General features: G+C 43.6%; 25 protein-coding genes. 5 read left to right on the top strand and 20 right to left on the bottom strand.

Annotation, left to right across the window (positions count from 1 at the left end):
- Nucleotides 1-12: 12 nt before the first annotated feature.
- The 9 genes from O3602_RS04565 to O3602_RS04525 form a co-directional block, all read right to left on the bottom strand.
- Nucleotides 13-840 (bottom strand): PrsW family glutamic-type intramembrane protease, encoded by an 828-nt coding sequence (locus O3602_RS04565; protein WP_155167281.1) that lies wholly within the window; start codon nt 838-840, stop codon nt 13-15.
- Nucleotides 833-2494 (bottom strand): C69 family dipeptidase, encoded by a 1662-nt coding sequence (locus tag O3602_RS04560; protein WP_371611234.1) that lies wholly within the window; start codon nt 2492-2494, stop codon nt 833-835. The genes O3602_RS04565 and O3602_RS04560 overlap by 8 nt, the downstream gene beginning before the upstream one ends.
- 548 nt (nt 2495-3042) lie before the next feature.
- Nucleotides 3043-4047, bottom strand: a complete 1005-nt coding sequence (gene fni, locus O3602_RS04555) for a type 2 isopentenyl-diphosphate Delta-isomerase (protein WP_118396439.1) — start codon at nt 4045-4047, stop codon at nt 3043-3045.
- Nucleotides 4044-5051, bottom strand: a complete 1008-nt coding sequence (locus O3602_RS04550; RefSeq protein ID WP_118396437.1) for a phosphomevalonate kinase — start codon at nt 5049-5051, stop codon at nt 4044-4046. The genes fni and O3602_RS04550 overlap by 4 nt, the downstream gene beginning before the upstream one ends.
- Complete coding sequence (mvaD, locus tag O3602_RS04545; protein ID WP_371611233.1) at nt 5041-5991, bottom strand: diphosphomevalonate decarboxylase; 951 nt, start codon at nt 5989-5991, stop codon at nt 5041-5043. The genes O3602_RS04550 and mvaD overlap by 11 nt, the downstream gene beginning before the upstream one ends.
- Nucleotides 5973-6851: a mevalonate kinase gene (gene mvk / locus O3602_RS04540; protein ID WP_371611232.1), complete on the bottom strand. Its 879-nt coding sequence runs from the start codon at nt 6849-6851 to the stop codon at nt 5973-5975. The genes mvaD and mvk overlap by 19 nt, the downstream gene beginning before the upstream one ends.
- 171 nt (nt 6852-7022) lie before the next feature.
- The gene (locus tag O3602_RS04535; RefSeq protein WP_371611231.1) at nt 7023-7964 is read right to left on the bottom strand and encodes a serine hydrolase domain-containing protein; all 942 of its coding nucleotides are present in this window, start codon (nt 7962-7964) and stop codon (nt 7023-7025) included.
- A gap of 10 nt (nt 7965-7974) precedes the next feature.
- On the bottom strand, nt 7975-8742 hold the full coding sequence (locus O3602_RS04530; protein ID WP_201037190.1) for a CppA N-terminal domain-containing protein: 768 nt from the start codon (nt 8740-8742) through the stop codon (nt 7975-7977).
- Nucleotides 8743-8848: 106 nt separating this feature from the next.
- Nucleotides 8849-10126 (bottom strand): HdeD family acid-resistance protein, encoded by a 1278-nt coding sequence (locus O3602_RS04525; protein WP_023919173.1) that lies wholly within the window; start codon nt 10124-10126, stop codon nt 8849-8851.
- 101 nt (nt 10127-10227) lie between these two features.
- On the opposite strand from O3602_RS04525, the gene O3602_RS04520 reads away from it, so the two are divergent.
- The 3 genes from O3602_RS04520 to O3602_RS04510 all read left to right on the top strand — a co-directional run bounded on the left by O3602_RS04520 (nt 10228) and on the right by O3602_RS04510 (nt 13761).
- Nucleotides 10228-12516, top strand: a complete 2289-nt coding sequence (locus tag O3602_RS04520) for a Xaa-Pro dipeptidyl-peptidase (protein WP_371611230.1) — start codon at nt 10228-10230, stop codon at nt 12514-12516.
- A 103-nt stretch (nt 12517-12619) separates the two neighbouring features.
- Entirely contained in the window at nt 12620-13114 is a 495-nt protein-coding gene (locus O3602_RS04515; RefSeq protein WP_371611229.1) for a DUF536 domain-containing protein, read from the top strand.
- Between the two features lie 53 nt (nt 13115-13167).
- On the top strand, nt 13168-13761 hold the full coding sequence (locus tag O3602_RS04510; protein ID WP_371611228.1) for a 3'-5' exonuclease: 594 nt from the start codon (nt 13168-13170) through the stop codon (nt 13759-13761).
- Between the two features lie 207 nt (nt 13762-13968).
- On the opposite strand, the gene O3602_RS04505 is transcribed toward O3602_RS04510, so the two are convergent.
- The 3 genes from O3602_RS04505 to O3602_RS04495 all read right to left on the bottom strand — a co-directional run bounded on the left by O3602_RS04505 (nt 13969) and on the right by O3602_RS04495 (nt 15517).
- The gene (locus tag O3602_RS04505; protein WP_003005613.1) at nt 13969-14268 is read right to left on the bottom strand and encodes a YbaB/EbfC family nucleoid-associated protein; all 300 of its coding nucleotides are present in this window, start codon (nt 14266-14268) and stop codon (nt 13969-13971) included.
- Nucleotides 14269-14448: 180 nt separating this feature from the next.
- Nucleotides 14449-15144: an LrgB family protein gene (locus tag O3602_RS04500; RefSeq protein ID WP_003008843.1), complete on the bottom strand. Its 696-nt coding sequence runs from the start codon at nt 15142-15144 to the stop codon at nt 14449-14451.
- Complete coding sequence (locus O3602_RS04495; RefSeq protein ID WP_037615613.1) at nt 15137-15517, bottom strand: CidA/LrgA family protein; 381 nt, start codon at nt 15515-15517, stop codon at nt 15137-15139. The genes O3602_RS04500 and O3602_RS04495 overlap by 8 nt, the downstream gene beginning before the upstream one ends.
- Before the next feature lie 236 nt (nt 15518-15753).
- On the opposite strand from O3602_RS04495, the gene O3602_RS04490 reads away from it, so the two are divergent.
- Nucleotides 15754-16926, top strand: coding sequence for an NAD(P)/FAD-dependent oxidoreductase (locus tag O3602_RS04490; protein ID WP_270299925.1), 1173 nt, complete (start codon nt 15754-15756; stop codon nt 16924-16926).
- Nucleotides 16927-17047: 121 nt separating this feature from the next.
- The gene (gene gla, locus O3602_RS04485; RefSeq protein WP_003003137.1) at nt 17048-17920 is read left to right on the top strand and encodes an aquaglyceroporin Gla; all 873 of its coding nucleotides are present in this window, start codon (nt 17048-17050) and stop codon (nt 17918-17920) included.
- Between the two features lie 44 nt (nt 17921-17964).
- Here gla and O3602_RS04480 read toward each other — a convergent pair whose 3' ends face one another.
- The 8 genes from O3602_RS04480 to O3602_RS04445 form a co-directional block, all read right to left on the bottom strand.
- Nucleotides 17965-18627 (bottom strand): hypothetical protein, encoded by a 663-nt coding sequence (locus O3602_RS04480; RefSeq protein WP_371611227.1) that lies wholly within the window; start codon nt 18625-18627, stop codon nt 17965-17967.
- Between the two features lie 102 nt (nt 18628-18729).
- Nucleotides 18730-19056 carry an AzlD domain-containing protein gene (locus tag O3602_RS04475; protein WP_371611226.1) on the bottom strand — a complete coding sequence of 109 codons (327 nt, stop codon included), beginning with the start codon at nt 19054-19056 and terminating at the stop codon, nt 18730-18732.
- Complete coding sequence (locus O3602_RS04470) at nt 19043-19738, bottom strand: AzlC family ABC transporter permease (protein ID WP_371611225.1); 696 nt, start codon at nt 19736-19738, stop codon at nt 19043-19045. The genes O3602_RS04475 and O3602_RS04470 overlap by 14 nt, the downstream gene beginning before the upstream one ends.
- 217 nt (nt 19739-19955) lie before the next feature.
- Nucleotides 19956-20966: a tRNA (adenosine(37)-N6)-threonylcarbamoyltransferase complex transferase subunit TsaD gene (gene tsaD, locus O3602_RS04465; protein WP_371611224.1), complete on the bottom strand. Its 1011-nt coding sequence runs from the start codon at nt 20964-20966 to the stop codon at nt 19956-19958.
- Nucleotides 20956-21393: a ribosomal protein S18-alanine N-acetyltransferase gene (gene rimI, locus O3602_RS04460; protein ID WP_371611223.1), complete on the bottom strand. Its 438-nt coding sequence runs from the start codon at nt 21391-21393 to the stop codon at nt 20956-20958. The genes tsaD and rimI overlap by 11 nt, the downstream gene beginning before the upstream one ends.
- The gene (gene tsaB / locus O3602_RS04455) at nt 21390-22073 is read right to left on the bottom strand and encodes a tRNA (adenosine(37)-N6)-threonylcarbamoyltransferase complex dimerization subunit type 1 TsaB (RefSeq protein ID WP_371611222.1); all 684 of its coding nucleotides are present in this window, start codon (nt 22071-22073) and stop codon (nt 21390-21392) included. The genes rimI and tsaB overlap by 4 nt, the downstream gene beginning before the upstream one ends.
- A 312-nt stretch (nt 22074-22385) precedes the next feature.
- Nucleotides 22386-23393, bottom strand: a complete 1008-nt coding sequence (locus O3602_RS04450; RefSeq protein ID WP_270299930.1) for a hypothetical protein — start codon at nt 23391-23393, stop codon at nt 22386-22388.
- A 147-nt stretch (nt 23394-23540) separates the two neighbouring features.
- Nucleotides 23541-24530: a hypothetical protein gene (locus O3602_RS04445; protein WP_003012484.1), complete on the bottom strand. Its 990-nt coding sequence runs from the start codon at nt 24528-24530 to the stop codon at nt 23541-23543.
- Between the last annotated feature and the right edge of the window lie 100 nt (nt 24531-24630).

The raw sequence follows: 24630 nt of genomic DNA, 5'->3' as shown, positions 1-24630 counted from the left end.
GAAAAAATTTTCTTATTGTTTTAAAAATGGCAACTCGGGATGTTTCTTGGTATAGAGCACCACTTCGATAAAGGTCCCTACTTGGACGGCAAAGAGCAGTCCGACGAGAAGATTAATCCGATGGTCTGTTTCATAAAACGGAGAGTTCCATAAGAAGTGATTGGCTACTGTCGAGAGAACACACCAGAGCCCAAAGAGTTTTTCCTTTTGCTGGGTCACTTGAGACAACAAAAGGAAGACACCAACTGATACAACAGCTGTATAGAGGGCATGTGAAGCTAATCCACCAGAGATCCGGTTGATGGCCTCAGTGACAGCGGCTAATTGGCTGGTTTTGGTTTGGCGGGCAACGTATCCTAAATCCTCAATGATTTGAAAACCAAAGCCAGAGCCCAAGCCTGCAATTAGAATCGCTTTTAGATCTTTCTTGCCAACCATCAAGACAACCCAAAAGGCAACTAGAGCCTTAAAGAATTCCTCTGAAAATGGGGCCGTCAAGGCATCGGTCCACTTGTTAAAGACAGTGGCATCCTTGATCACATGGCTATTTATAATATCAATCAAGCTATTGCCTGAAAAGCTCAACCAGCCTGCTACGAAGGCTCCTCCAAACATGGCAATCCATAAGACATAAGTTGGGACAGACAACTGCTTGGCCAATCGTTTTGAAAAGAGATAGAGCGGGATAATAATAGCAGCTAAGACAGACAAGTTTAAGACCAAGTCTCTGCCTGCAGACTGGCTAAATTCTTGTTGAGAAAGATGACCGAGTTCAAACTCCAAGCCAATTCCTGCAAACAGTAGAAAAAGATAGATCGAGGCTCTTTGAATTTTAGTCATCTTGTTTTCCTCCCTTTTGTTTCTTTGAGCGAATCAAGTAGATCACAATCGCTAGAAGGGTTGCCCCGAATAAGCCTGCTGCTAGAATGTAATCATAGTCAAAATCAACGAGATCAATCTTTTCTTCATAAGCAGCATCTTCTTCATCATCTAGATCTTGCAGGGCACTTTTCCCGTGTTCATCTGCTACCTTTTGTTCTGCTTCTTTTCTGATTTCTTGCAAGCGTTCGAAGGTCTTCTTAGCTCTTGCCAAGCTTTCCTCTGTTGCCTTCTCACTCGCTTCTTCAGGCTGAGAAGCAAGAGCGATTTGTTCCTTATCACTCAGATCTTGTTCGACCATCCACTGAGACTCCAATCGTTCCATTTCAGTACGAATCGCCCCATCTTCGAATAAATCTGGATACTTGGCCACAAGGTCATTGATTCTTGAAATTGTCCAATACCAAGAGCGATCATTGTAATGATCCCCTAATTCTTGGTAGGCTTGATAGGTGTTGAGAATATTGCCATAGTAGGGTAGGTACGGAGCATTTCGTGGACTGCCCATCGACAGCCACATGGTGCCTCCACCTGCACTCGCTGGGACCTCATCTTTCAGTTGGAAAATATGGGCCTCCATGACATTTGGATTGGAAATAGGGTATTTATAAACCGCATCAAACTCCCCTTTTTTCGGAATGCCTTTTCCATCCAGCTCCATTTGATCCTGTGGTTTATATTTGGTTCCTTCCAAACGATTGCGTTGGAGATTCATGGCATCGCGGAGGGTTAATTTTCGATCGGTTGTATGAAGAAGGTCAAAGGACGCATCGTCATATTTAACAGGAGAGCTTGGGTCTAGCGATTTGATTCCCGACCAAACCCGAGAGCGATCTGCTTCTTGCAAAGGCGGATTATAGGATTGAGAAACGTGGAATTTTCCGTCCACTTCCTTATAGCTATTGGCTTCTTTGGCGACTTTTTCAAGATCTTTTGAGGCGATCGTGCGTTCGGTATCTGACAGATCGACATGCCCTAAGAAGAAGGTATTTGGAAAGACCGCAAATCGATCCTCTGGGAAGAGAATCGCCGCATATTGATGGCCAGATAGGATTTCCATATACCAGACGCCTTCTTTATCGGCAATGGTCACAATATTTCCTTCTGCTGCGCCTTTTTCTTCGACGATTTTAGCAATGAGTTCGACCCCTTCTCTTGCGGTTTTCACACTAGGGAGAACAATACTGGTCAAGCCCGATTCTGCGAGGCCATCCTTGACATAGGGATCCACTTTTTGGATTTTGTCATTTGCTGAAGCAGATACAGTGGCAGAAATGGAAACCCCATATTCATTGAAGCCTGCTTCGTCAAAAATTCCTTGATCTGGGGTGACATCTGGGACCGCTGTATACTTATAGCTAATCTCTGGCAAGGGATATTGAAAACCGTTGGCAGCATCTTCAAAGATGGCTCCCTTTTTATTGTAGACACGCTCTCTAACCACAAAATTTTTATTATGGTTGGGTTCTAAATCTTCGGTACGCCCTACCAAGGTCGAACCATCGGCAGTCAGTTTCTTCCCGATGATGAACCCTGTACAAGCCTCAACAGGTTGAGCAATCAACAAAAGCGGAAGCAAGGCTGCTACAGCTGATCGAAAATAGTGCTTCTTCATCCTAAACTCCTTTTAAAAATGTTTTTCCTTATTTAGTATACTCTTTTACAAGCCTATTTTGCAAGCGATTCCATCAACCGTAAACGATTCGTAAACTATCAGAATTTTTGAGGAGAACACTTTTTCAAAAAAAAGAAAGAATTGGCTTATTTTGCCAATCCTAAACGAATAGGAACTAATTTTTAAGTAAAATAAGTTAAGTGATTCTTCAAAGAACTATAAAAGAGTTCTAATTTTCAAAATGAATAATAATATACGAAAACTTTCCGCCGTGAGAAAAGTGCCTGAAATGTTTTTGTTTCAGGCACTCGGGAGTTTTGAAACCTTAGGTTCAAAACTAATTGAACACGGGCTACGGATTGTGTCAAAAAGATAAGTTCTCCTAGAATCGAAAGATTCTGCGTCAAACTTCCTATTTTGACTTTATCCGTAGAAGCCCTTTGTATCTTAATTAGTCATGGAACTTCCTGGATTGCTGAAATCATCCACTGGATAATTTCACCTAACCTCCGTACTCACCTAAGGAAAGTTTCTAAAATGATTTTTCTTCATTTTTTCTGTTGCTGAGCTTGCCACAACTTTCCATAGAGGAGATAGTCGACTTCACGGAGCTCTTTCAGGTTCTGACAACCGAGCGCACAAAGGAGCAATCTTAGGTCTTCTTTCCATCCTTGGACAAGGACGATTACTTCTTCAATGCTCTTAGTCTCTACCATCTCAAGAAAAACACGGGAAAGTCCTACGCCACGCGCTCCAAGGACTAATGCCTTGACCATATCAAGGGGATGACGGATGCCCCCACTTGCGAGGATCTCAATCTGATCCATCTGATCCTGTAACTGTATGAGACACTGCGCCGTTGACTGTCCCCAATCATCCAGATAAGCGCGATTGCCACCACGACGATTCTCAATATAGGCAAAACTAGTGCCACCACGACCAGAAATATCGACGGTTTTGATCCCAGCATCTAGCGCTGCCTGAACTGTTTTGGGATCCATACCAAAGCCAACTTCCTTCAGGACTACAGGTACTGGAAAGCCCTGCCCATAGCTCTTGAGATGGTCTTTCCAAGTGTGGAAAATCCGCTCCCCTTCGGGCATGAGCAACTCTTGCATCAGATTCACATGGACTTGAAGAAAGAGGGGGTGTAGCTCTTCCACTGTCCGCAAGCCCAAATCTGGCTCTTTATCGATGCCAATGTTGGTTGCTAAAAGAAGATGAGAATGGTCTTTTTTGACCGCATACGATTGATCGTTCGGATCCTTCAGTGCTGCGCTGTAAGAGCCAGTCACAAAGAGAATCCCACAGGCTTCGGCTACTGCTGCCAACTTTTGATTGATCTCTTTGGCCCGTTTACTCCCGCCTGTCATAGCATTGATATAAAAAGGGACCTCCCAATCACGCCCTGCGAAATGGGTTGTCAAATCAATCTCCGCTAGATCCACAAGGGGGAGGGATCGGTGAATCAGCTCGATCTCATCAAAGCTATTATAGGAGGAGCTTTGCTCCAAGGCATAGCGAATATGCTGGTCTTTTCGATTTTCGCTCACGAATCTCCCATCCTTTCTTGGTAAATGACTTCAATATTCTTTTCCTTCCAGCGGTCTATCAAGGTCTGAGTCTCAACTGGGTCAAAACTAAGGGCGATCCCACAGTCGCCTCCTCCAGCACCACTGGATTTGGCACAGGCAGAAAGGCCCTCTGTCGCTTCTTGTAGCTCTTTTAGAGCTGGGGTATAGATCAAAGGGTTCAAAGACTTTAGGTTCTTATCCGCACGTTTGATACTGGTCTCAATTTCTTTTTGATTCCCTTCACGGAGGCCTTTTTCAAGATTCTTCACTGCGCTCTGGCTCTCCTGAAGAAAATCTTCCTTGATCGCTCCCTTAACCTGGCGGATCAAATCACTTGAAATGGCCGGTTCCTTGGTCCAACCAACCAGAAAATCATAAGCGATGGCTGGCTGGATCGAGCGGATCTGGTAGTCCCAATCCAGGTCTAAAACTTGTGAAAGGGGCTGAGAGGTCAATACTTCATGCAACCAAGCCCGATCAAAGGATTGGTAATAAATCAAGTCCTCGTAAGCAATACAAGCCAAATCGCCCATGGAACCATTGTCCCCTCTTTGCACCAAGACAACTGTTGCTAGTCGAAAGAGCAGATCTGGATTTAAGTCTAACTCATACAGAGCAGCCATGGCCTTGATCACGAGCAAGACCACACTTCCGCTGGAACCAATCCCATACTTCTTCCCCTCTTCGCCCAGTGTTCCTCTAAGGTGAAGATCAAAGGGTTTAGGGGTTATTCCCTGATCTTTCAGCCACTCTTCCATGAGCTGAATGGTCTCTTGAATCAAGGCGTAGTCCTTATTTGGGGTCAAATCCACCTGGTAACCAAAGAGATCTGAGGCTAGCTGGTAGGCTGTTGCTTCTTGGATGGTAGCTGACAGATAAATGGGAATAAACTGAATCACGGCTCCATAGCCAGGCGTTAGCACCGCGTATTCTCCAGCTAGATAGAGCTTGCCTCCAGTCTGTACCTGATACTTAGTCTTCATCTTGAGGGTCCTTTGTCTTAGATACGATGGTCCGATAGCGGGCTTTAAATAAAGGCACCAGCTGATCCAAGTCTTCTTCTAAACAGAGAACCTTAACGTTTGGCCCTGCATCCATAGTAAAGTAACAAGCATGGCCTGCTGCGCGAAGCTCACGGACAAAGTCCATAGCCTTGTGGCTCTCTTCTGTCAAGTAGCTAAAGGCTGGAGTGGCTGTTCTAGTCGTCGCATGCATAGCAAGGGCATTGCGCTCTGTCAGCTGACCGACCTGTTCAAAATTATTGGCAGCTAGATAGTCCAGCATATCCTTGTAATCTTGTCGAGACTCTTCGATCCATTCTTTGAAATTAGTCGAGGTCTCCATGCAGCGTTTCATCCCTTCCCGGCTGGAAACGGGCTTTTGCTTGTCATTGAGGACCAGCATGATCATCGCGAGTTTCAGGTCTGTTTTGACCTTATAAATTTCTCCACTTTCTTTGTCCCAGGCTGCTAAGGGTCCAAAGAAAGACCGTGAAGAAGAGCCCGAAGCAAACTTGGCTTTTTGAGCTAATTCCTCCTGGCTCAAGCCCAAATCATAATACTGATTGCAAGCCTTGACAAGAGCAGAGAGGCCGCTCGAGCTAGAGGACAAGCCTGCTGCGGTTGGCATGTTGTTGCTGGTATCCACCCGAACAAATCTCGCTTCATTTGCTGGCTTCAAGCTATCAATCACAGCTCCAATTTTGGCTTGTTCAGCTGGATTTTGGAATTTTCCATCGATATAAAACTCATGCGCAGTCGCATCTGCTGGCAAGGGAGACAGACGGGTCTCTGTATACATATTCTCTAAGGTCAACGAAATCGAACTGGTCGAAGGGACCATCTGTTTGGCATCTTCTTTTCCCCAGTATTTGATAATCGCAATATTGGCATAGGACTTAGCCTTTACAGGTTTTCGATCCATGTATGGTATGCTCCTTCTTTTTCTAATGCATGGGCAATGGTTGCTGCTTCCCGAGAATCCTTGACGAGGGCAATCACACAACCTCCAAGACCGCCTCCGCTCATTTTAGCGCCTAAGGCCCCATTTTCAAGGGCAACGGCGACCAGATGGTCTGCTTTTTCACAGCTGACACCCACGGCTCTCAAGTGCTCATGGCAAGTAGTCAAAGCCTGTCCTAGGTTCGTTAGATCATTCATTTTCAGAGCCTCTTCCACCTGCTGAGTCAACTGACCAATCTCATGGAAATGGGGCAAAACTTCCTGCCCCTTGGCTTCAACCTTTTGAATCGCCTCACGGGTATTGCCGTGAATCCCCGTATCCGCAATCACCAAGCTCGCTTTTATACCCAGCTCCAGCGGGTAAAAGCCGACATTTCGGATAAATTTAATGGCTTGATCGCTCAAACAAGTCTTGGCATCAAGCCCACTTGGATTCATATGGGCAATGGTTTCTGCTCGATTGACCAGGATTTCTAAGGTCTCATCATTCAGCTTCTCTTGATAATAGTCAAAAACGGCACGAATAGCTGCGATACTCACTGCTGCAGATGATCCCATCCCCCGTTTTTCCGGTACCATGGACTGAATTCGACAGCGAATCCGGGCCTCGCGAATCCCGAGGTGCTCAAGAGACGCAAAAACTGCCATGGACAAGGTGTCATCTTCAAACAAAATCCATGGACTGTCTGCCGGGACGATCTGGCAGATCACTTCGATATGATGGAGTGGCAAAGCAATAGCCGGATAACCATAAACCACCGCATGCTCTCCAATTAAGATAATTTTACTATGCGCCCTTCCGACGCCTATCTCTTTGTTCATATTCATCTCGCTCTATTAAGGTCATTACTATTTTAATATAAATCAGCCAAAAAAGCGATGCTTTTGAAGGAAATCCAACCTAAGACGGAGTTCAAAAATGAATCTCCTACCAGTTTCTTTCTCACGGACAGACCGTAAAAGGCCAGGATCCATCATCCTAGCCTTCCATTTCTATTTCTCAAATTCTTGTTTGATCAAGTCCATCAAAGAGTTGCGGTCCAGGATCCATTGGGCCCGTTCGTCCTTCTCATAGGTCCGGTTGGACAAAAAGATCACAGCTTCCTGTCTCTTGCGATTGTACATGATGAAGGTTCCTGTATAGCCCGTATGATCCAACCAGTCCCCCTCTAGATTCCATCCAAGAGCGCGGTTCTTGCCCTCTTCACGCGCAAAATTCTGAGACAAGTCACGCGCAAAATCATCCTTCAGATAATGCTCTAAAAAACGCTCTAGATCAGCAACAGTTGAAAAAAGTCCAGCACTTCCCGCATGACGACCCAGAACTCTCGCTTTGGGATCATGAACACTTCCAGAAGCAAGGCCACGGACCGTTGGCACCGCCTTTTCGACCGGTCCAAACCGTGTTTCCATCATCTTCCAGGGCGCAAAAATCAACTCTTCAAATAAGCGATCCAAGGGCTGGTGAAACCTGTCTTCTAACCAAAAGCCCAGCAAAAGAAAATTGACGTCGGTGTAATGAAAACTCTTGTCTTCTTTTAACTGCAAATTTTCAAGGGCTGTTTTCAACTGTCTCGCATCCAATTGATCCCGGTTGGGGATAAAAGGATCAAGTCCTGACGTATGGGTCAAGAGTTCCCGGATGGTTGTCTTCTCATGAGCAAAACGCGGGTAAAGCTCTTTAAAGGGGCGATCAAGCTCAAGCTCCCCTTTCGCATACAGAAAGGCACAGATGGTAGCGACTCCGACGACCTTACTGACACTGGCCAAATCATAGACCAGGTCAGCCACTACTGGCTCTTCTTTTTCAGGATCCGCAAGTCCCAAATAGTGCTCACTCCACTGACCATTGCGGTAAAGCGCAAGAGAGGCACCTGGATAGATGCCTTCTTGGATTTGTTCGGTAATTTTTTCGATGATTGCGTTCACGCTCATCACTCCATTCTTATTCTTCATAAGAAATATGGACCTGATCTTGATTGGCTTCAAACCAGAGTTCGATCTGGCTTGGATCCTTGGCAATCAAGAAAGTTCCCTTACGGTGCACAAAATCGACAGCTTCTCCCAAGCGTTCTTTCAAGTCTTCCACATCAAAAGGTGCCAATTCGACCTTGATCATGCTCAAATCCCAGGTCACCTTGTTCTCCACTTGGAGATCTTCTCCTTGGGCTTCCTGCAAATGGATAAAGCGGGCAAGATCTGGTAAGCTGCTATAGAACTTCTCAGCCTCAGCAAAATCGGCCACATTAACCTCAAGAAAGTCCACATCAAAGCTCGTCAAACCTTTGAAATCTTCTGGCACGTCAACAAGAGGCGCTTTCTCCAACGGTTCTAGGCTTTCAAGATTTTCTTCAGCATGCACGAAAATGGTATCTCCTTGAGGAGACACAACTTCAAAGGCGCGACCATTAGCTCCTTGGTAAAGGGCGCTTGTTTCTGGCTGGCGGGCCAACAAATAATCAATTTCTTGAGCTTGTGCCACTTTCACCACGATGCGACCCAATTTCTTTGGACCTTCGACCTTACGCGAACGCATACTCGGTGACTCTTCTAAGACGATTTTTTCTACTTTTGAGGCATCTCCTAAAGATAGGAGAGCTCCTTCTTCCACTAATACTTTCATTCCCAATGTCTCTTCATAAAAGCGTTGATTGACATTTCGGTTATTCACTTTCAAGACTGGGATCACTCTTACGATCTGATTTGCTGTCATACTTTCCTCCAAGCACTTTTTATTGTAAAAGATTTTCTGGCTTTTTACAAGAAATCTTGTGCAAAAAAGACAGATTTTTCAAAAATAAAAATCTGTCTTTCTTTTTTTAGTATACTGTTCGTGTATGGACCCGCCCGTTTGGAGCTTCAAATTCGTATTCTAAGTAATCCTGATAGGTCCCTGGTGCAATCACTCCACGCACATCTAATACAGCCGTTCCTGCCTGTCCCACAATGGAATCTGCTAACAGGCAGCAATTAGTAGACAGAACAAAGTAAGATTTAAAACGCGAAGAAGTAAATTTATATAGCTCAGCCCCTAAATCATATTTCAATTTGTAAGCGTAGGTCGGCTGACCGTCTTCCAGTAACCTCCTAGGTGGATCCCAAGGTTCTAACAACTGATCAATTTCAGCTAGACGCTTCTCTACTGCCTGATTCTCTTCTTCGGTAAGGGATAGGCTGTAGCCAAACAGCGTCTTTTGACTCTCTTTTTTACATAGTTCGATGTATGGTTCCTTATCCACTTTAAACAGTACGCCATCCCCAATCGTCCCAAATAGACGCTCTGAAAAGGGATCGTAACTTCCGTAAGAAATGACCTTCCCCTGATAACAAATATCTACATGCCCAATCGCTCCAAATAAGTTGCTGTCAGAAGTATGAACCAAAATTTCTAATTCCCTTGCCTCTTCTTCTTTTTTCACCAATCGATAAGGGCCTGTGTGTCCCGCCGAGCTCCCTTTTTGAAGAAACTGGTTAAACCGTTTTAACTCCTTAGCAGGGATAAAGGCTGCAAAGATAACCGGTAGGCTAATACGAAAGCGACGTTTTAACTCTTGGCCTTGTTGGTCTTTGTCAAATAAAATACCATCTCGAATATTAGAAATCCCCAACAAGACCAGATAAGCCCCCAAGAGGATAAATTGGAAGTGCCCATCTGAACCAGGTTCCAAGACAGTTGCTAGACCAAGCCCACCGTTTAAAAGCGCATCCCATAAATAGAGCCAGCCTCCTTTTACCCGATTGGCCTTATAAAGCCAAAATGTGATCCCATAGACAATGGCACTCCCCAACTGATATGCCCCTAAACAAATCACAACTAAGTTTACGGGCAGACTACTCAGTCGATTCAACCAGATCAACGCAAGTGAAAGAAAAATAAACCAAATAGAGTGGCTATAGGAAATAGACTTGCTACGTAACAAAAAGCGAAGAAGAAAGCTTCCTAGTCCATCAACTAAAAAGTAAATGGCTAATAGATCCAAGGAAAATTTGGTGAAACCAACGCCGTTTCGAAAAATGAGAATCCCAAAAATGACGGCAAGAACCCCAAACAATAAGGTCCGTCTTCTTGCAACTTGTTCAAAAGATATTTTTTTCAATATTCCTTCTCCTTATAGACGAAAGGTCTTTAGACAAATACTATTTTATCAAGTATAATATAAGAAGTAAAGAAAAAAGAAACTGATAAAAGGAGCAGTCTATGAAATACAATCAATATAGCTATCTATCTGTTGACCAAAAAGACATTCTTAAGGAACTAAAAGAAATTGGGTTTGACCTTCCCACCCACCTCCCAGAAAAAGAACTGTTTGAATGGTTTGTCCGCAAGGTTTACTTCACCTATAAAGATACAGATTATCCCCTCTCTAACCTAGTGGTGGATTCTAAAACAGACTTTTTAACGTATATCCAATCTGACTGCGAATGGTCTCCGAACATTTTTTACACAGTAGCCCTCCAATTACTCGGTTTCCGCTATTTTATTGATTTTGAAGATACGGATAGCTTCTTGAAAGAAGTCCAATTTCCGATTGAGTATGGAAACTTGGTAGAAAACCTCTATCACCTTCTCAATACTCGAACAGTAAAAGGAAATTTACTCATCGATCAGTTGGTCAGCGATGGCTTGATTCCTGAAGATAACCAGTATCACTATTTTAACGGCAAGAGCCTCGCAACCTTTACGAGCCATGATGCCATCCGCGAGGTCGTCTATGTGGAAAGTCGGGTCGATACCGACAAAGATGGTCTGCCAGACTTGGTCAAGGTCAGCATTATCCGTCCTCGCTATGAAGGCAAGATTCCAGCTGTTATGACCGCAAGTCCTTATCACCAAGGGACCAACGATAAGGCCAGCGACAAGGCCCTCTACAATATGAATGTCGACCTCGAGGTCAAAGAACCTCATACCATTCAACTAGAAGAACCTCAATTAACAGTAGTCGAACCTGTCGGTCAAGCTGAAGAGGTGGAGGAAGCCGAAGAACTCCTGACCCATATCAACTCCAGCTATACCCTCAATGACTACCTGCTTCCACGCGGCTACGCCAATCTTTACGTATCTGGAGTTGGGACAAAAGATTCGCAAGGGCTGATGACCAATGGAGATTATCGTCAAATCGAAGCCTATAAGAATGTCATAGACTGGCTCAATGGCCGTTGCCGGGCCTTTACAGATCATACACGCCAGCGTCAAGTCACAGCCGATTGGTCTAATGGAAAGGTCGCAACCACCGGGATCTCTTACCTTGGAACCATGTCTAACGGCCTTGCGACCACAGGTGTGGACGGCCTAGAAGTCATCATTGCAGAGGCTGGGATCTCTTCTTGGTACAACTACTACCGCGAAAACGGCCTCGTGACCAGTCCTGGTGGCTATCCAGGTGAAGATTTCGACTCCCTTGCCGAATTAACCTACTCGCGCAACCTTCTGGGTGGGGATTATTTACACCACAATGCGGCCCACCAAGCCGATCTTGATCGCGTCAAAAAAGAGCTGGACCGAGCTTCTGGAGACTACAATCAGTTCTGGCACGACCGCAATTATCTCCTACATGCTGATCGGGTTAAGGCTGAGGTGGTCTTTACCCATGGTTCCCAAGACTGGAACGTCAAACCGCTTCACGTCTTTAACATGTTCCAAGCCCTTCCAGCCAACATCAAGAAGCACCTCTTCTACCACAATGGTGCCCATGTCTACCTCAACAACTGGCAGTCCATTGACTTCCGTGAAAGCATGAACGCCCTTCTCTCTAAAAAATTGCTGAGCTATGCTTCAAGCTATGAGTTGCCAACTGTCATTTGGCAGGACAATACAGGAGAACAAAGTTGGACTTCCTTGGATGATTTTGGCAACCAAACAAGTCAGCGGACCTTCCTACTCGGAGATGGTGAAAAAGTCATCCAAAACCGCTACGAGACAAAAGATTACGAGCGCTATGGCAAGGCTTATCCGACCTTCTTAAGCGATCTCTACCAAGACAAGGCCCAACAGGTGACGATCGATCTTCCAATCAAAGAAGACCTGCACCTCAATGGGAAAGCTCGCCTTCACCTGCGACTTCACTCCAGCACCAATAAAGGCCTTCTCTCAGCCCAACTCTTAGAGCTTGGAAGCAAGAAATACCTCCAACCCTATCCTGCAGTCTTATCGGTCCGTACGATGGATAACGGTCGCTACCATATGCTAGACAACTTGACCGAGTTGCCATTCAAGGAAGCGGGCCAACGAGTGATTACGAAAGGTTATCTCAACCTCCAAAACCGGCATGACCTCTTACAAGTCGAAGCCGTAACACCAGGCGAGTGGATGGATTTTGACTTTGATCTCCAACCAACCATTTACAAGCTCGAAAAAGGTGCAACTCTTCGCTTGGTCCTTTACACGACGGACTTTGAAATCACTGTGCGTGATCAAACCGATTACCAACTCACCATTGACTTAGCACAATCAAGTCTCCATCTTCCTGAAATGACAGAGGCCCGCTAATCATGCTCTAAATGCTTGTCCGTTCTTTGCTTCATTTGACAGCTCAGCCTACTTATGTTACTATCTAATAGAGTATTCATAGAAAAAGATATTAGAGGAAGTTATGGCGATTGAAAAAACTGTCAGCGAAATTGCTGAAATTTTAGGAGTTAGCCGCCAAGCGGTCAATAACCGTGTCAAGGCGCTGGATCCAGAAGATACCCAAAAAAATGAAAAAGGGGTTACTGTTGTAACCCGTAGTGGCTTGATTAAACTCGAAGAAATCTACAAAAAAACCATTTTTGAAGATGAGCCAGTCAGCGATGATGTGAAGCAACGCGAATTGATGGAAATTTTGGTGGACGAAAAAAATACTGAAATTATCCGTCTCTACGAGCAACTCAAAGCCAAAGACGAGCAACTTGCTAAGAAAGATGAACAGTTGCGCGTGAAAGATGTTCAAATTGCTGAAAAAGACAAGCAATTGGACCAACAACAACAATTGACTTTACAAGCAATGAACGACCGCGACACCTTGAAACTTGAACTCGAACAAGTTAACGAAAAAGTTCAAGAGCAAGAAAGTAAAGGTTTCTGGGCACGCGTTTTCCGTCGATAATCCGGGGCTGGATCTTACCAGTCCCTTTTCTTTTCTACCACAGGAGATTTCCAATGAAAACATTAGAAGATTATATCGCCTTCGATATCGAATTTAACCAATACGAAGGTGCCTATCAGATCATCCAGGTGTCAGCCGTGCGTTTTACGGACGGTAAAGAAGTCGATCACTACGACTCCTACGTCTACACCGATAAGCCCCTAAAAAGCTTTATTAACGGCCTGACTGGCATTACCCAGGACAAGATCCAAAATGCCCCACAACTAGAACAGGTCCTCAGTGAATTCAAGACCTTTGTAGGAGACCGGCCCTTGATCGGATACAATGCCCAAAAGAGCGACCTACCCATCCTACTTGAAAATGGACTGGATTTAGAAGACCAGTACGCCGTCGATGTCTTTGACGAGGCTTTCGAACGTCGTCCATCTGACCTCCACGGCATTAAAAATCTCCAACTCCACACCGTTGCAGAATTTTTGGGAGTTGCAGGAAAATCACACGATAGCTTAGAGGATGCCCGCATGACAGCCCTTGTCTACGAACAATTCCTCGAATTTGATCAAGGCCGCACCCTCCTTGAAGAGCAAGAGAACTTCTCCACCAACCCCTTCGGAGGCTTGGACTTATCCGGATTTTTTGATGAATAAAAAGAGAGAGTGGGACAGAAATCGGTAATTCGTTAGAATTCGATTTCGTCGTCCCACCTCCGCACAGTTGAGTAGGACTGTAAAAGCTGATGAAATCAGCGTATTAGAGCCCACTCAACCACTGCGTCTTGCTCGACAATCCAAAAACAATTAAGAGGCTAGGACTTTTGTCCCAGCCTCTTTTGAGTTAATGAAATCTTCCTTAGCTTAAAATGGTAATTTTCCTGCGAAAGCACCGAGTTTTTTCTTAGTTGCCGCATCAATTTCTTCAATGGCAGCATTGATGGCTTGCACCGTCATATCAGAAAGAGTTTCTGTATCTTCTGGGTCGACCACTGCTGCATTGAAATCAATGGAAACAACCTTCTTATCACCTGTAAGAGTTGCAACAACCAAGTCTTGAGCAGATTTCCCTACAAATTGAGTTGCGGCTAATTCCGCTTGGCTTTGCTCCATTTGCTTTTGCAATTTTTGAGCTTGCTTCATCATATTTTGCATATTCATCATAGTAATGACATTCCTTCCAACTTCTGAAATTTACAGTTCATTATACCATTTTTTAGACGCTTGGAAAAGCTTTGGATAGTAATCATGAAAAGCTTCTTTCACTCTAGATTGATTTTTAAGCTTTCACTACAAAATGAAAGAGACCCTTCTTGAGCCTCTCTCAGAAAATAATAAAATGTATTAGGATAAAATCATCGAAGCCACAATTGGACTAATGAATACATACAAAATTCCTGTGATCCCTATTGCCAATCCTGCCATAGCACCGGCCACATGACCATATTTAAACGCTGTCCCTGTTCCTACTGCATGTCCAGTTCCTCCAAGGGCTAAACCAATAGCTACTGGATCTTTTATTTTTAACAGTTTCAATATCGTTGGACCCAAGACACTTGTTAATAATCCAGTTGCTACAACTACCACAAGAGTGATGGTCGTAATTCCTTGCATTTTTTCAGTAATCCCAACTGCCATTGCAGTCGTAACCGATTTTGGAAAGAGTGAAATAGCTAGAAAATACTTCATCCCAAATGCTTTCGCAATCAAGGCTGTAAAAATCGTATTCACAATAACTGCTACTGTTGAGCCGATCAAAATACTCCGTGCATGATGCTTCATCAAATGGAAACTTTTATAGAGAGGAATTCCCAAGGCGACTGTCGATGGTCCAATCAACTGATTTAACAGGGAACCACCGACATAGTAATCTTTATAAGAAATTCCTGTAATCATTAAGAATAAGATAACGATTACTGTAGCCACTAAAAGTGGCGTTGTTATTGGATGGGGATACCTGCGGAAAATTAACATTCCAATCAAATAAGCCCAAATAGATAAGACAATCCCAAATAAAGGATTACTCGCAAAATTAGCCATGCTTGCGTCCCCCTTCTGGATAATCACCCTCAAAACGATTTTTTATAAAACTAACCACGATTGCAATTAAAGCCACATTGATGACCAAGGCTCCAAGTAGAATCAACATGATTGGAAACAGATAAGGCGCAATCACATGAAACTTATCCATAATACCGACCGCAGGAGGAAGAAACAGAATCGTCATGTTAGCTAACAAAAAATTTCCTACCATATTGACGTGGCGCATGCGTAATAATTTAAACTGCAATAATAAAAATAGGATCAACAGCCCGATCATACTCCCAGGAATTGGTAAGTGCAACCCATCCGAAATGATTTCACCAATTAATGAAATCGTGAATATAATCGTCAGTTGTACATATAATTTCATCTTCATCTCCCTTTTTATGGATCATTTCCAATAAGAATTCGTATCCTCGATTCTGCTGACTTAGAAGTAAACATCCATTTATCCCTATCAGTTTACTCCTTTTCGGAAAATTTGCAAGCTTTTTTCTAAAAAAATAAAACAAATTACCAAAAATTGAAGCTACTATTTTGATTCATGACATCCATTTTATGATACAATGAAACCAAAAACGGTTAAGTTACCAAGAAAGGATCTACATGACTCACTTTCACACCATTGTCATCGGTGGTGGCCCAGCAGGTATGATGGCGACCATTGCCAGCGCCTCTTATGGCCAACCTACGCTACTGATCGAAAAAAATAAAAAGTTGGGCAAGAAACTTGCAGGTACCGGAGGAGGTCGCTGTAATGTCACAAACAACGGGACCTTAGACGATTTGATGGCCGGTATCCCTGGAAATGGCCGTTTCCTTTACAGTGTGTTTTCCCAATTTGATAATCATGATATCATCCAATTTTTTACCGATAATGGCGTCAAGTTAAAAGTCGAAGATCATGGCCGGGTCTTTCCTGTTAGTGATCAATCTCGTACTATTATTCAAGCTTTAGAGAATAAGATCCTTGAGCTAGGTGCTAGCATTGCCACCAACTGTGAAGTGGTCTCTGTCACCAAGCCAGAAGACGTCTTTATCGTCAAATCTGCTGAAAAAACATGGACAGCTGACAAGCTGATTGTCACAACTGGTGGCAAATCCTACCCTTCTACTGGCTCTACCGGCTATGGACACGAAATTGCCCGCCACTTCAAACATAGCATTACGGATCTAGAAGCGGCAGAAAGTCCTCTTTTGACAGATTTTCCACACAAGGCTCTCCAAGGCATTTCTCTGACAGATGTGACCCTCAGCTACGGTAAACACATCATCACACACGACCTTCTCTTTACCCATTTTGGACTTTCTGGCCCTGCAGCCCTTCGGATGTCCAGCTTTGTTAAAGGCGGTGAAATCTTATCTCTGGACCTCCTTCCGACAACCTCTTCTCAAGAGTTAAAAGACTTTCTAGAAGAGCATCGAGAAAAGGCAATTAAAAATAGCCTCAAAGCCCTGCTTCCTGAACGATTAGCTGATTTCTTGGCGCAAGGATTCCCTGAAAAAGCCAAGCAACTCACTCCTCCTCAGACAGAAGAGCTCATTCAAAAGATCAAAGAGCTGCCTATCCCCGTCACCGGGAAGATGTCTCTAGCTAAGTCCTTTGTCACCAAGGGTGGTGTCAGCCTCAAAGAAATCAATCCTAAAACCCTAGAAAGTAAGCTCGTTCCTGGACTCCACTTTGCAGGAGAAGTCCTCGATATCAATGCCCATACAGGCGGTTTTAATATCACATCCGCCCTCTGCACCGGTTGGGTAGCAGGGAGCCCTCATTACTGAAAGAAATTCACTCACTTTATTCTTCATCTATTGAAATAAAATTTTTAAAAATTCTTTACAAGTTAGTATTTACTTGATAGAATGGATTGGTATAAAATTTATAAAGGAGATTATTAGAATCATGGATTTTGATTTTAGTGTTAAACTCTTTTCAGAGTTTATTGGAACGGCTTTGCTGCTTATCCTCGGAAATGGTGCAGTTGCAAACGTCGAATTAAAAGGAACTAAAGGTCATCAAAGCGGTTGGCTTGTCATTGCGATCGGATATGGGATGGGAGTAATGATTCCAGCCTTGATGTTCGGTAATGTTTCAGGAAACCACATTAACCCAGCCTTCACTCTTGGACTTGCGGTCAGCGGACTTTTCCCATGGGCAAATGTTTTACCATACATCGTTGCTCAACTTCTTGGAGCTATGTTTGGACAATTGGTTGTCGTTGCGACTCACCGTCCATACTACATCCAAACTGAAAATCCTAACAACATCTTAGGAACATTCTCAACGATTTCTAGTTTGGATAAAGGAACTCCTGAATCACGCAAGGCGGCTACAATTAATGGCTTCATCAACGAGTTTGCCGGATCATTCGTCCTTTTCTTTGGTGCCCTCGGCTTGACGAAACATTTCTTTGGTGCAGAAGTTGCAGGTCTTGCTCAAAAAGCTGCTGCTGAACAAGGAGGCGTCTTTGATGCTACCACATCAGCAGCAAAATTGGCTTTATCACAAGCACATGCTTCAGGTTTAGGAATTGCTCACTTGGCTCTTGGATTCCTTGTTATGGCTCTTGTTACGTCACTTGGAGGTCCTACTGGACCTGGTTTGAACCCTGCACGTGACTTTGGTCCTCGTTTGGTCCATGCCTTCCTTCCAAAGTCTATCTTGGGAGAACACAAAGGGGATTCTAAATGGTGGTATGCTTGGGTACCAGTTGTAGCCCCAATTCTTGCTGCTATCTTAGCTGTATTATTGTTCAAAGTTATCTATCTTCGTTAATCTATCTAAAAAAACGAACTCGATTTTGCCTCGAGTTCGTCTTTTTATTGTTCTTTGGTTAATGAAAAGCGGAAATCATTGTATTTGGTGTAGTCAAATTCTGTATTGAGATCCGTTGTGAAAACAATCGGTGTATAGTGTCCTTCTTCTAAGATAAAACCAGGTTCAAATCGGAAGTTTGCTCCACCTAGCCCTGTGATCCCAGGAAGCAAAGCATCAGCCCCATCAAAGCCTTCAACATTCCAATAATAGATATTGCCTGTTGCTTGGACTGCTCTTGCTGTATAGGTCGCTGTCCGAGTCGGTTCGCTATCATTTTTGAAGCTAACCACTGTTGTCACATTTCCATTGGCATCCACTGTCATTTTAATCGCATCTGCTTGTGGGCTAGATCCTACCCAAGTTCCCACCAGTTCTGCAGGGACAGTAGCTTGCGTCGTAGTAGACGCATTCTCGGTCTTACCAGAGTCTTTTGAAGCTGTCGCGCTACTGGCTTGAGTCGAAGAGCTAGCTGTATCGTTTACCTGAGAGGAAGATGTTGCACTCTTTTTGCTATTAGTTTTGGCTTTTTTCTCTACCTTGCTGGTAGATGCTTTTGCGGATGAGGTAGCTGTCTTTTTATCCTTTGCACCACAACCACCGAGAGCTAGACCAAGTGAAGCAGCCACCAAAACAGCGGCGCTCCAACGGAAGATTGATTTTTTCATAAGATCACCTCTTTATCTTTCTGACTCCCATTATACTCCAATTGTTACAAAAATCAAGTTTTTTTGTAACAATTGTAATTTTTTTGTAACATATTTTTACATTTAAAACACCAATCGTAATAGGGCGATCAAGACAATTCCAAACATAACGGTTCCCATAAGGTTTTTGTAACGAAAGGCTACAAAGAGACTGGGAATGGTCACCACTAGGTCCAACCAGTGGAGCTGCGGGAGACTTCCAATTTTTCCATCTACTAAGCTTGATAAAACCAAGGCAAAGATAATGGAAATGGGCAAGTATTTGAGAAAGCGGGTTACAGGAGCCGGCAGTCCCTTGTATTTGACTAAGAGGAAGGGCAAGATCCGAGGAATCCAGGTAACGAGGGCTGAGGCCAGAATGGCCATGAAGATATAACTATTCACGCGCATCACAGACCACCCCCACAAAACAGCCGATCAAAGTCGCAGCTAGCACAGCTAGCGGTTGCGAAACAAAAAAGAGTAAGAGAAAGAAACTCACTGCTACTGCTAACAGCACCATGAGCATGGTCTTGGTCTTTTCTGTCAGTTGCATTCCTTGAAACTGGGCTGCAAAAATCCCAATAAACATGGCCACTAAAGCAAAATCAAGCCCAAAAGCCTTTGGATCAGGTAGGAGAGAGCCTAGAGCTGTTCCGATAACCGTCGCACTGATCCAGGCCACATAGCCTACTAGATTGTTCCCATGCATCCAAGGAACTGTAATGGTATCCGTCTTTAACTTCTCACTCAAGTAGACCCCATAACTCTCATCAGTCAGGAGGCTTCCAATCCCGATGGTATGAGCGAGACTAGCATCCTTAAAGTCAGACGACATATGCAGACTCATCAACATATTACGGAGATTGATCAAACACACCGTCAAGGCCATATTCAAGATCGAAGAATGGGCCGCAATCAGAGAGATCATCGCAAACTGGGCTGCCCCAGCATAGACCAAGACACTCATCAAGGCCATCTCCAAAGGAGAAAGATAGGGAGACGCCACCACACCGCAAGCTAGGCCAATACTGATATAGCCTAGAGCTGTCGGTAGCGCGTCCCTCACCCCCTGCCAAAAATCTTTTTCCACTCTCTCGCTCCTTTCTGAATCATTGACCTCTATTATAACACAAGAAAAAAGGTTGAAAAAGGACCAATGAGAGAGAAAGCTTTATAATCCCTTCCCTCCTCAATCTTTCATTCCTTCTATCATACCGAATTTTCTTTCGACTCGCAAATCCGCTACTAGTTGGTGAGATCCCAGCAAAAAAGCCATTGGAATCGCTCATCCAATTGGCTCCTTTTTCTTATTCAATTCCTTCAAAGGCTAGGCTTGGTTTGGCATTGAGGTCCCAGCCTGCAAAGTTTTCTTTGTTCCATTCGCTGACACTGGCATAGGCAATCATCCCTGCATTGTCCCCGCAGAGACGCAGAGGCGGAATGATGACCTTGACATCGGTGATTTCAGAAGCCAGGCGTTCACGAAGACCTTGATTGGCTGCGACCCCACCCGCAACGACTAGGGTTTTGACCGGATATTTCTCCAAAGCCTTCTTGGTCTTGGCCATGAGAATGTCTAAGACGGCTGCTTGGAAACTCGCTGACAAGTCCGCATTGGAGAGACTTTCCCCTTTTTGCTGAGCATTGTGGTGCAGATTGATAAAGGCCGATTTAAGACCTGAAAAAGAGAATTCCAGATTGTCTTCCTTGATCATGGCCCTAGGGAAATCGTAGATATCAGCCCCTTGGTGGGCCAGCTGATCAATTTCACGTCCTGCTGGATAGGTCAAGCCCATGACGCGCCCGACCTTGTCATAAGCCTCTCCTACAGCATCATCTCGGGTCTCTCCAACGATCTTATAATCCCCCGCTTCACTGACGTAGACCAGCTCTGTATGTCCTCCACTCACCAGCAAGGCCAAAAGCGGAAATTCTAAGGGCTCCACGCTTTGAGCGGCCATCAAGTGCCCTGCCATATGGTTGACAGGAATTAAAGGGAGACCGTGCGCCCAGGCAAAGGCCTTGGCTGCTGCTAGACCGACTAAAAGAGCCCCAACCAGGCCTGGACCGTAGGTGACAGCCACAGCTGTGACATTAGCTTCTGTGATCCCTGCTTCTTCTAAGGCTTCTTCGATACAAGCGGTGATGACTTCCACATGGTGACGAGAGGCTACCTCAGGTACCACCCCACCAAAACGCTTGTGACTTTCGATTTGACTGGCAATGACATTGGACAAGAGTTGGTCGTCATTTTTCAAGACAGCCACACTGGTCTCATCACAAGATGTCTCAAAAGCCAAAATATATCTATCTTTCATTCGGGTTCCTCTTCATGATCACAGCATCCTCTATGGGATCGTGATAGTAGTTTTTCCTCCGTGCAATTTCTTCAAAATGCATTTTTTTGTATAGGCCTTGGGCCGGTTGATTGGACATGCGCACTTCTAAGAAAATCTCTTTTTGGTCCGGCAACTGCGCGAGTAACTGCTGAGCTAGGCCTTGGCCTTGGAAGGCGCGCTTGACCGCAATCTGTAGGACCTCTGCTTCATAGAGAGTCTCTTGAATAGCGACAAACCCAAGGACTTGTCCTTCATCCACAGCTAGGAAATAGGAGGTCAATTCCTGCTCTAAATCGGCTTCAATCTGCTCCAACTTCCAAGGGCTAGCTTCATAGACATCTTCCATGACAGCGAGAATAGCGGCCGCATCCTGGTTGCTCCCTTTCCTGATTGTTCCTTTCATCATAGGCGCTTGATGTAAGAGGTCGTTGTTTCTGTGTGGTCTTTGAGCCAATTTTCCTCTGCTTCGACCCGTTTGAGATAATGAGGGACAAAATCATGGAGACTAACAGGCGCTTGTTTGAGACCGAGACGTCCGATTTTCACTGCATCTGGCAAGGTTTCATAGTAAGTAGCCCTTGGCAGGCTAGAGGCAATCTGCTCCTTAAAGGCCGTGACTTCTCCGACAAAGGAGACCTGCTCACTCGTCGCTGCACGCTCTAGGACTTCCTCAAATGGAAAATGCCCTTCTGGTGCGACCAGCTGATCATCTTGGTAAAAACCTGCGTAAACGTTGTTCCGACGGGCATCCATGACAGGCACTACCAAACCTTCTAGATCATCTGGCACTAAGGCTAAGAGGCTCGAAACCCCGACCAATTCAATCCCTAAGGTATGAGCCAATGTCTTTGCGGTTGCGACCGCAATGCGCAGCCCAGTGTAACTCCCAGGACCTTCTGCTACCACGATGCGATCCAAGTCCTTGGGTGTCAAGTCGATTTGGTGCATCAAAAAATCGATGATCGGCATCAAGGTAATACTATGATTCTTTTTAATGGTTAATGTTGTTTCTGCAAGTAGAGTCTCATCTTCTAATATCGCTACAGAAAGAGCCTTACTCGAGGTATCAAATGCTAATAATTTCATCTTTTCTCCTCATTGTCTGCTTCATATTATACTACAATTAGGCACTAAACGGTAGAGGAAGGTTTCTCTCCCTATTCCTTCTATAAAAGCCCTCCCTTCTGCCATCAGATCCGCTTCCAACTTTACTTGTAAATGACTACTAATTGTACCGAATCAGGGCAAGACGAAACAAGAGTGGAGTTTCAGAACATAGAGAGATTTTTTACGATTACATGCAATCATTGTGCCTTAAATAAACAAGTTATTTTGAAATAATCTTGGTAAGGATAGATCCAATAAAACCGGTCCTAAATGAGGGTACCGGTTTTTCGATTATTGATTTTTTTGAAATTTTACTTCATTCGCCTCAGTGGCTGACTTAGAGTGAATTTGAATGAGAGCAAGTAAATTGGTAAGATCAATACTTGTTTTTCCATTTTCATCAACTTTAACAGCTAGATAATAAGGGCCACTAACGTGAAATTCTCCACTTCCTTCGACGCCAAACGATCCATCCCCTTTAAATTGTACAGTTGCTAAAGTGAAAATAGTTCTCATAATCAGGTTCTTATTATAATCTTGTCCAGATGATTTTTCTGTTTCTTCCTTAATTTCGTTAAGGAAAGCCTGATTATTCTTTTGTTCTTTTGAATAATGAACTTGCGTATCTCCTTCCATGCTAGGAGCATTATACTTCAAGTACACCATATCGCCTTCAACTTTATAATTGAGTAATTCATATGCACCTGCTTGAGCCAGTGAGTTCGTATAAATTTTTAGCTTCATTGGTCCGTAAACCTTAATTGGATAAGTGACACCATCTAATTCGGCGGTCGCATCGTTATTGAATGTTGGATGATTTTTAGTAATATCTTCAATCATATACTCGTTCCAAATTTTTTCATAGAGTTCCTTCTGATTGGATACTCCCGCAGCTTGGACTAAATCTCCAATATTTGATTGATCTACATATACAGCATCTAATAATTTTAACGCAGCAAGGACTTTGCTATCTGTAATCTCACTCTTTGTTTTTTGCAGATTCCCAACTGCGTCTAATACTGACGCAGTCAACTTAATAACTCTCTTTCCTTCTATGTCATAAAATTCTCGTTTATAGTCTTTTAACCCTGCTCCTACTAAGTTCCAGTCGAATGCAGCACCTGGATTTTTGCTGTCAGTTTTATACTCGCTAATGGATGGTGTTTTCTTTTTTGTTGAAGATTTAGTTGTCTTTACTTGACTAGTTTCATTATCTGTTTTTGTTTTTGAGCAACCTGCTACTAATAGTGATAATAGCGCAGTACCTCCTAATAAAAAGCGTTTTATTTCTTTCTTCATAAACTTCTCCTCTTTTTCTTTATAACTTGTGTACTTCATCACAATGTAGAATATAATTTCATTGTAACATATTGTTTCCCCTTTTACAACATTTCTTCCAAGCATAAAAAAGCCCCCACTATTGTAGGAGCTTTATGATCATTTTTCTTATTCAAATTTTGCTTTATTAGCTTCATTTGCTGGCTTCAAATCGATTTGTAGAAGGTTCACCAAGTTCTTATCATCAATAGTTGCATTACCTTTATCGTCTACCTTAATCGCTAAATAGTGATTGTTTTTATCGTAATAATCCATTCCTTCTAAGTTGACATAGCCATCTCCTCTAAATCCAACGGCTGCTAATCGGTAAATAAATTTGTACAAGAGCGCTTTTGTAAAGTCTGTTTGCCCGACTTTTTGTGCATCTTGAAGCATCCCCTCAAAGAACGCTTTATTATTTGTTTGATAGCTTGCTTGTACTTCATATTGGTAAGTGTCAACACGTGGTGCTTTTAATTTCAAGTATACTGTATCACCTTCCACTTTATAATCTTCAAGCGTATAGGCCGCAGCTCTTCCTAAGGCATTCGTATTTACCTTTAAGTACATTGGGCCGTAGACTTTAATTGGATACTTCACTCCTTGATACTCCACTTCCCCGTCATTTGTATATGTTGGGCGTGCTTCCTTCAAGAAGTTCACCATGTAATCATTCCAAATACGTGTGAAGAATTCTTCTTGGCTTGATGTCCCTGTTGCTTTTAGTAACACATCAAAGTTTTCTTGATTTACAAAAACTGCATCTACAAGTTTTAAAGCTTCTTTAACTTTTTTGTCAGTGATGCTCTTTTTCTTTTCATTCAAGGCATCTACTGCTTTTTGTACACCATCCAATTTCTTCGTAACTGTTTTACCACCATTTGTTTCGACAAAAGTTTGTTCGTATTTCGTCATTGGTGCGACTTTTGCATTCCAGTCAAAAGATGCTGCTGGATTTTTACTATCTGTTGTATATTCGACTACTGCTTGTTTCGTCGTTTTCGCTTCGGTTGTTTCCTTTGCTGATTCTGGTGTTGTTTTAGACTGTGAACATCCTGCCACTACCAATGATAGAATTACCACACTCCCCACTAAAAATCGTTTTGTTTCTTTATTCATAAATGCTCCTCTCCACTCTTATAGAGAATTATTTCACGATTACTTGCAATTATTATACCACAATCCTTTGGACTTCAAAATATTTTCCTAAAAATTCCAG

This window comes from Streptococcus sp. 27098_8_186, from assembly GCF_041432055.1.
Lineage (GTDB): Bacteria > Bacillota > Bacilli > Lactobacillales > Streptococcaceae > Streptococcus > Streptococcus dentalis.
This window is presented reverse-complemented; position numbering and strand designations above follow the sequence as displayed.

What these genes read in the sequence shown, in the direction of transcription:
- O3602_RS04565 (WP_155167281.1), bottom strand. Translation starts at nt 840, where the DNA reads ATGACTAAAATTCAAAGAGCCTCGATCTATCTTTTTCTACTGTTTGCA.
- O3602_RS04560 (WP_371611234.1), bottom strand. Translation starts at nt 2,494, where the DNA reads ATGAAGAAGCACTATTTTCGATCAGCTGTAGCAGCCTTGCTTCCGCTT.
- O3602_RS04550 (WP_118396437.1), bottom strand. Translation starts at nt 5,051, where the DNA reads ATGAAGACTAAGTATCAGGTACAGACTGGAGGCAAGCTCTATCTAGCT.
- mvaD (WP_371611233.1), bottom strand. Translation starts at nt 5,991, where the DNA reads ATGGATCGAAAACCTGTAAAGGCTAAGTCCTATGCCAATATTGCGATT.
- mvk (WP_371611232.1), bottom strand. Translation starts at nt 6,851, where the DNA reads ATGAACAAAGAGATAGGCGTCGGAAGGGCGCATAGTAAAATTATCTTA.
- O3602_RS04535 (WP_371611231.1), bottom strand. Translation starts at nt 7,964, where the DNA reads ATGAGCGTGAACGCAATCATCGAAAAAATTACCGAACAAATCCAAGAA.
- O3602_RS04530 (WP_201037190.1), bottom strand. Translation starts at nt 8,742, where the DNA reads ATGACAGCAAATCAGATCGTAAGAGTGATCCCAGTCTTGAAAGTGAAT.
- O3602_RS04520 (WP_371611230.1), top strand. Translation starts at nt 10,228, where the DNA reads ATGAAATACAATCAATATAGCTATCTATCTGTTGACCAAAAAGACATT.
- O3602_RS04515 (WP_371611229.1), top strand. Translation starts at nt 12,620, where the DNA reads ATGGCGATTGAAAAAACTGTCAGCGAAATTGCTGAAATTTTAGGAGTT.
- O3602_RS04510 (WP_371611228.1), top strand. Translation starts at nt 13,168, where the DNA reads ATGAAAACATTAGAAGATTATATCGCCTTCGATATCGAATTTAACCAA.
- O3602_RS04505 (WP_003005613.1), bottom strand. Translation starts at nt 14,268, where the DNA reads ATGATGAATATGCAAAATATGATGAAGCAAGCTCAAAAATTGCAAAAG.
- O3602_RS04500 (WP_003008843.1), bottom strand. Translation starts at nt 15,144, where the DNA reads ATGGCTAATTTTGCGAGTAATCCTTTATTTGGGATTGTCTTATCTATT.
- O3602_RS04495 (WP_037615613.1), bottom strand. Translation starts at nt 15,517, where the DNA reads ATGAAATTATATGTACAACTGACGATTATATTCACGATTTCATTAATT.
- O3602_RS04490 (WP_270299925.1), top strand. Translation starts at nt 15,754, where the DNA reads ATGACTCACTTTCACACCATTGTCATCGGTGGTGGCCCAGCAGGTATG.
- gla (WP_003003137.1), top strand. Translation starts at nt 17,048, where the DNA reads ATGGATTTTGATTTTAGTGTTAAACTCTTTTCAGAGTTTATTGGAACG.
- O3602_RS04480 (WP_371611227.1), bottom strand. Translation starts at nt 18,627, where the DNA reads ATGAAAAAATCAATCTTCCGTTGGAGCGCCGCTGTTTTGGTGGCTGCT.
- O3602_RS04475 (WP_371611226.1), bottom strand. Translation starts at nt 19,056, where the DNA reads ATGCGCGTGAATAGTTATATCTTCATGGCCATTCTGGCCTCAGCCCTC.
- tsaD (WP_371611224.1), bottom strand. Translation starts at nt 20,966, where the DNA reads ATGAAAGATAGATATATTTTGGCTTTTGAGACATCTTGTGATGAGACC.
- rimI (WP_371611223.1), bottom strand. Translation starts at nt 21,393, where the DNA reads ATGATGAAAGGAACAATCAGGAAAGGGAGCAACCAGGATGCGGCCGCT.
- tsaB (WP_371611222.1), bottom strand. Translation starts at nt 22,073, where the DNA reads ATGAAATTATTAGCATTTGATACCTCGAGTAAGGCTCTTTCTGTAGCG.
- O3602_RS04450 (WP_270299930.1), bottom strand. Translation starts at nt 23,393, where the DNA reads ATGAAGAAAGAAATAAAACGCTTTTTATTAGGAGGTACTGCGCTATTA.
- O3602_RS04445 (WP_003012484.1), bottom strand. Translation starts at nt 24,530, where the DNA reads ATGAATAAAGAAACAAAACGATTTTTAGTGGGGAGTGTGGTAATTCTA.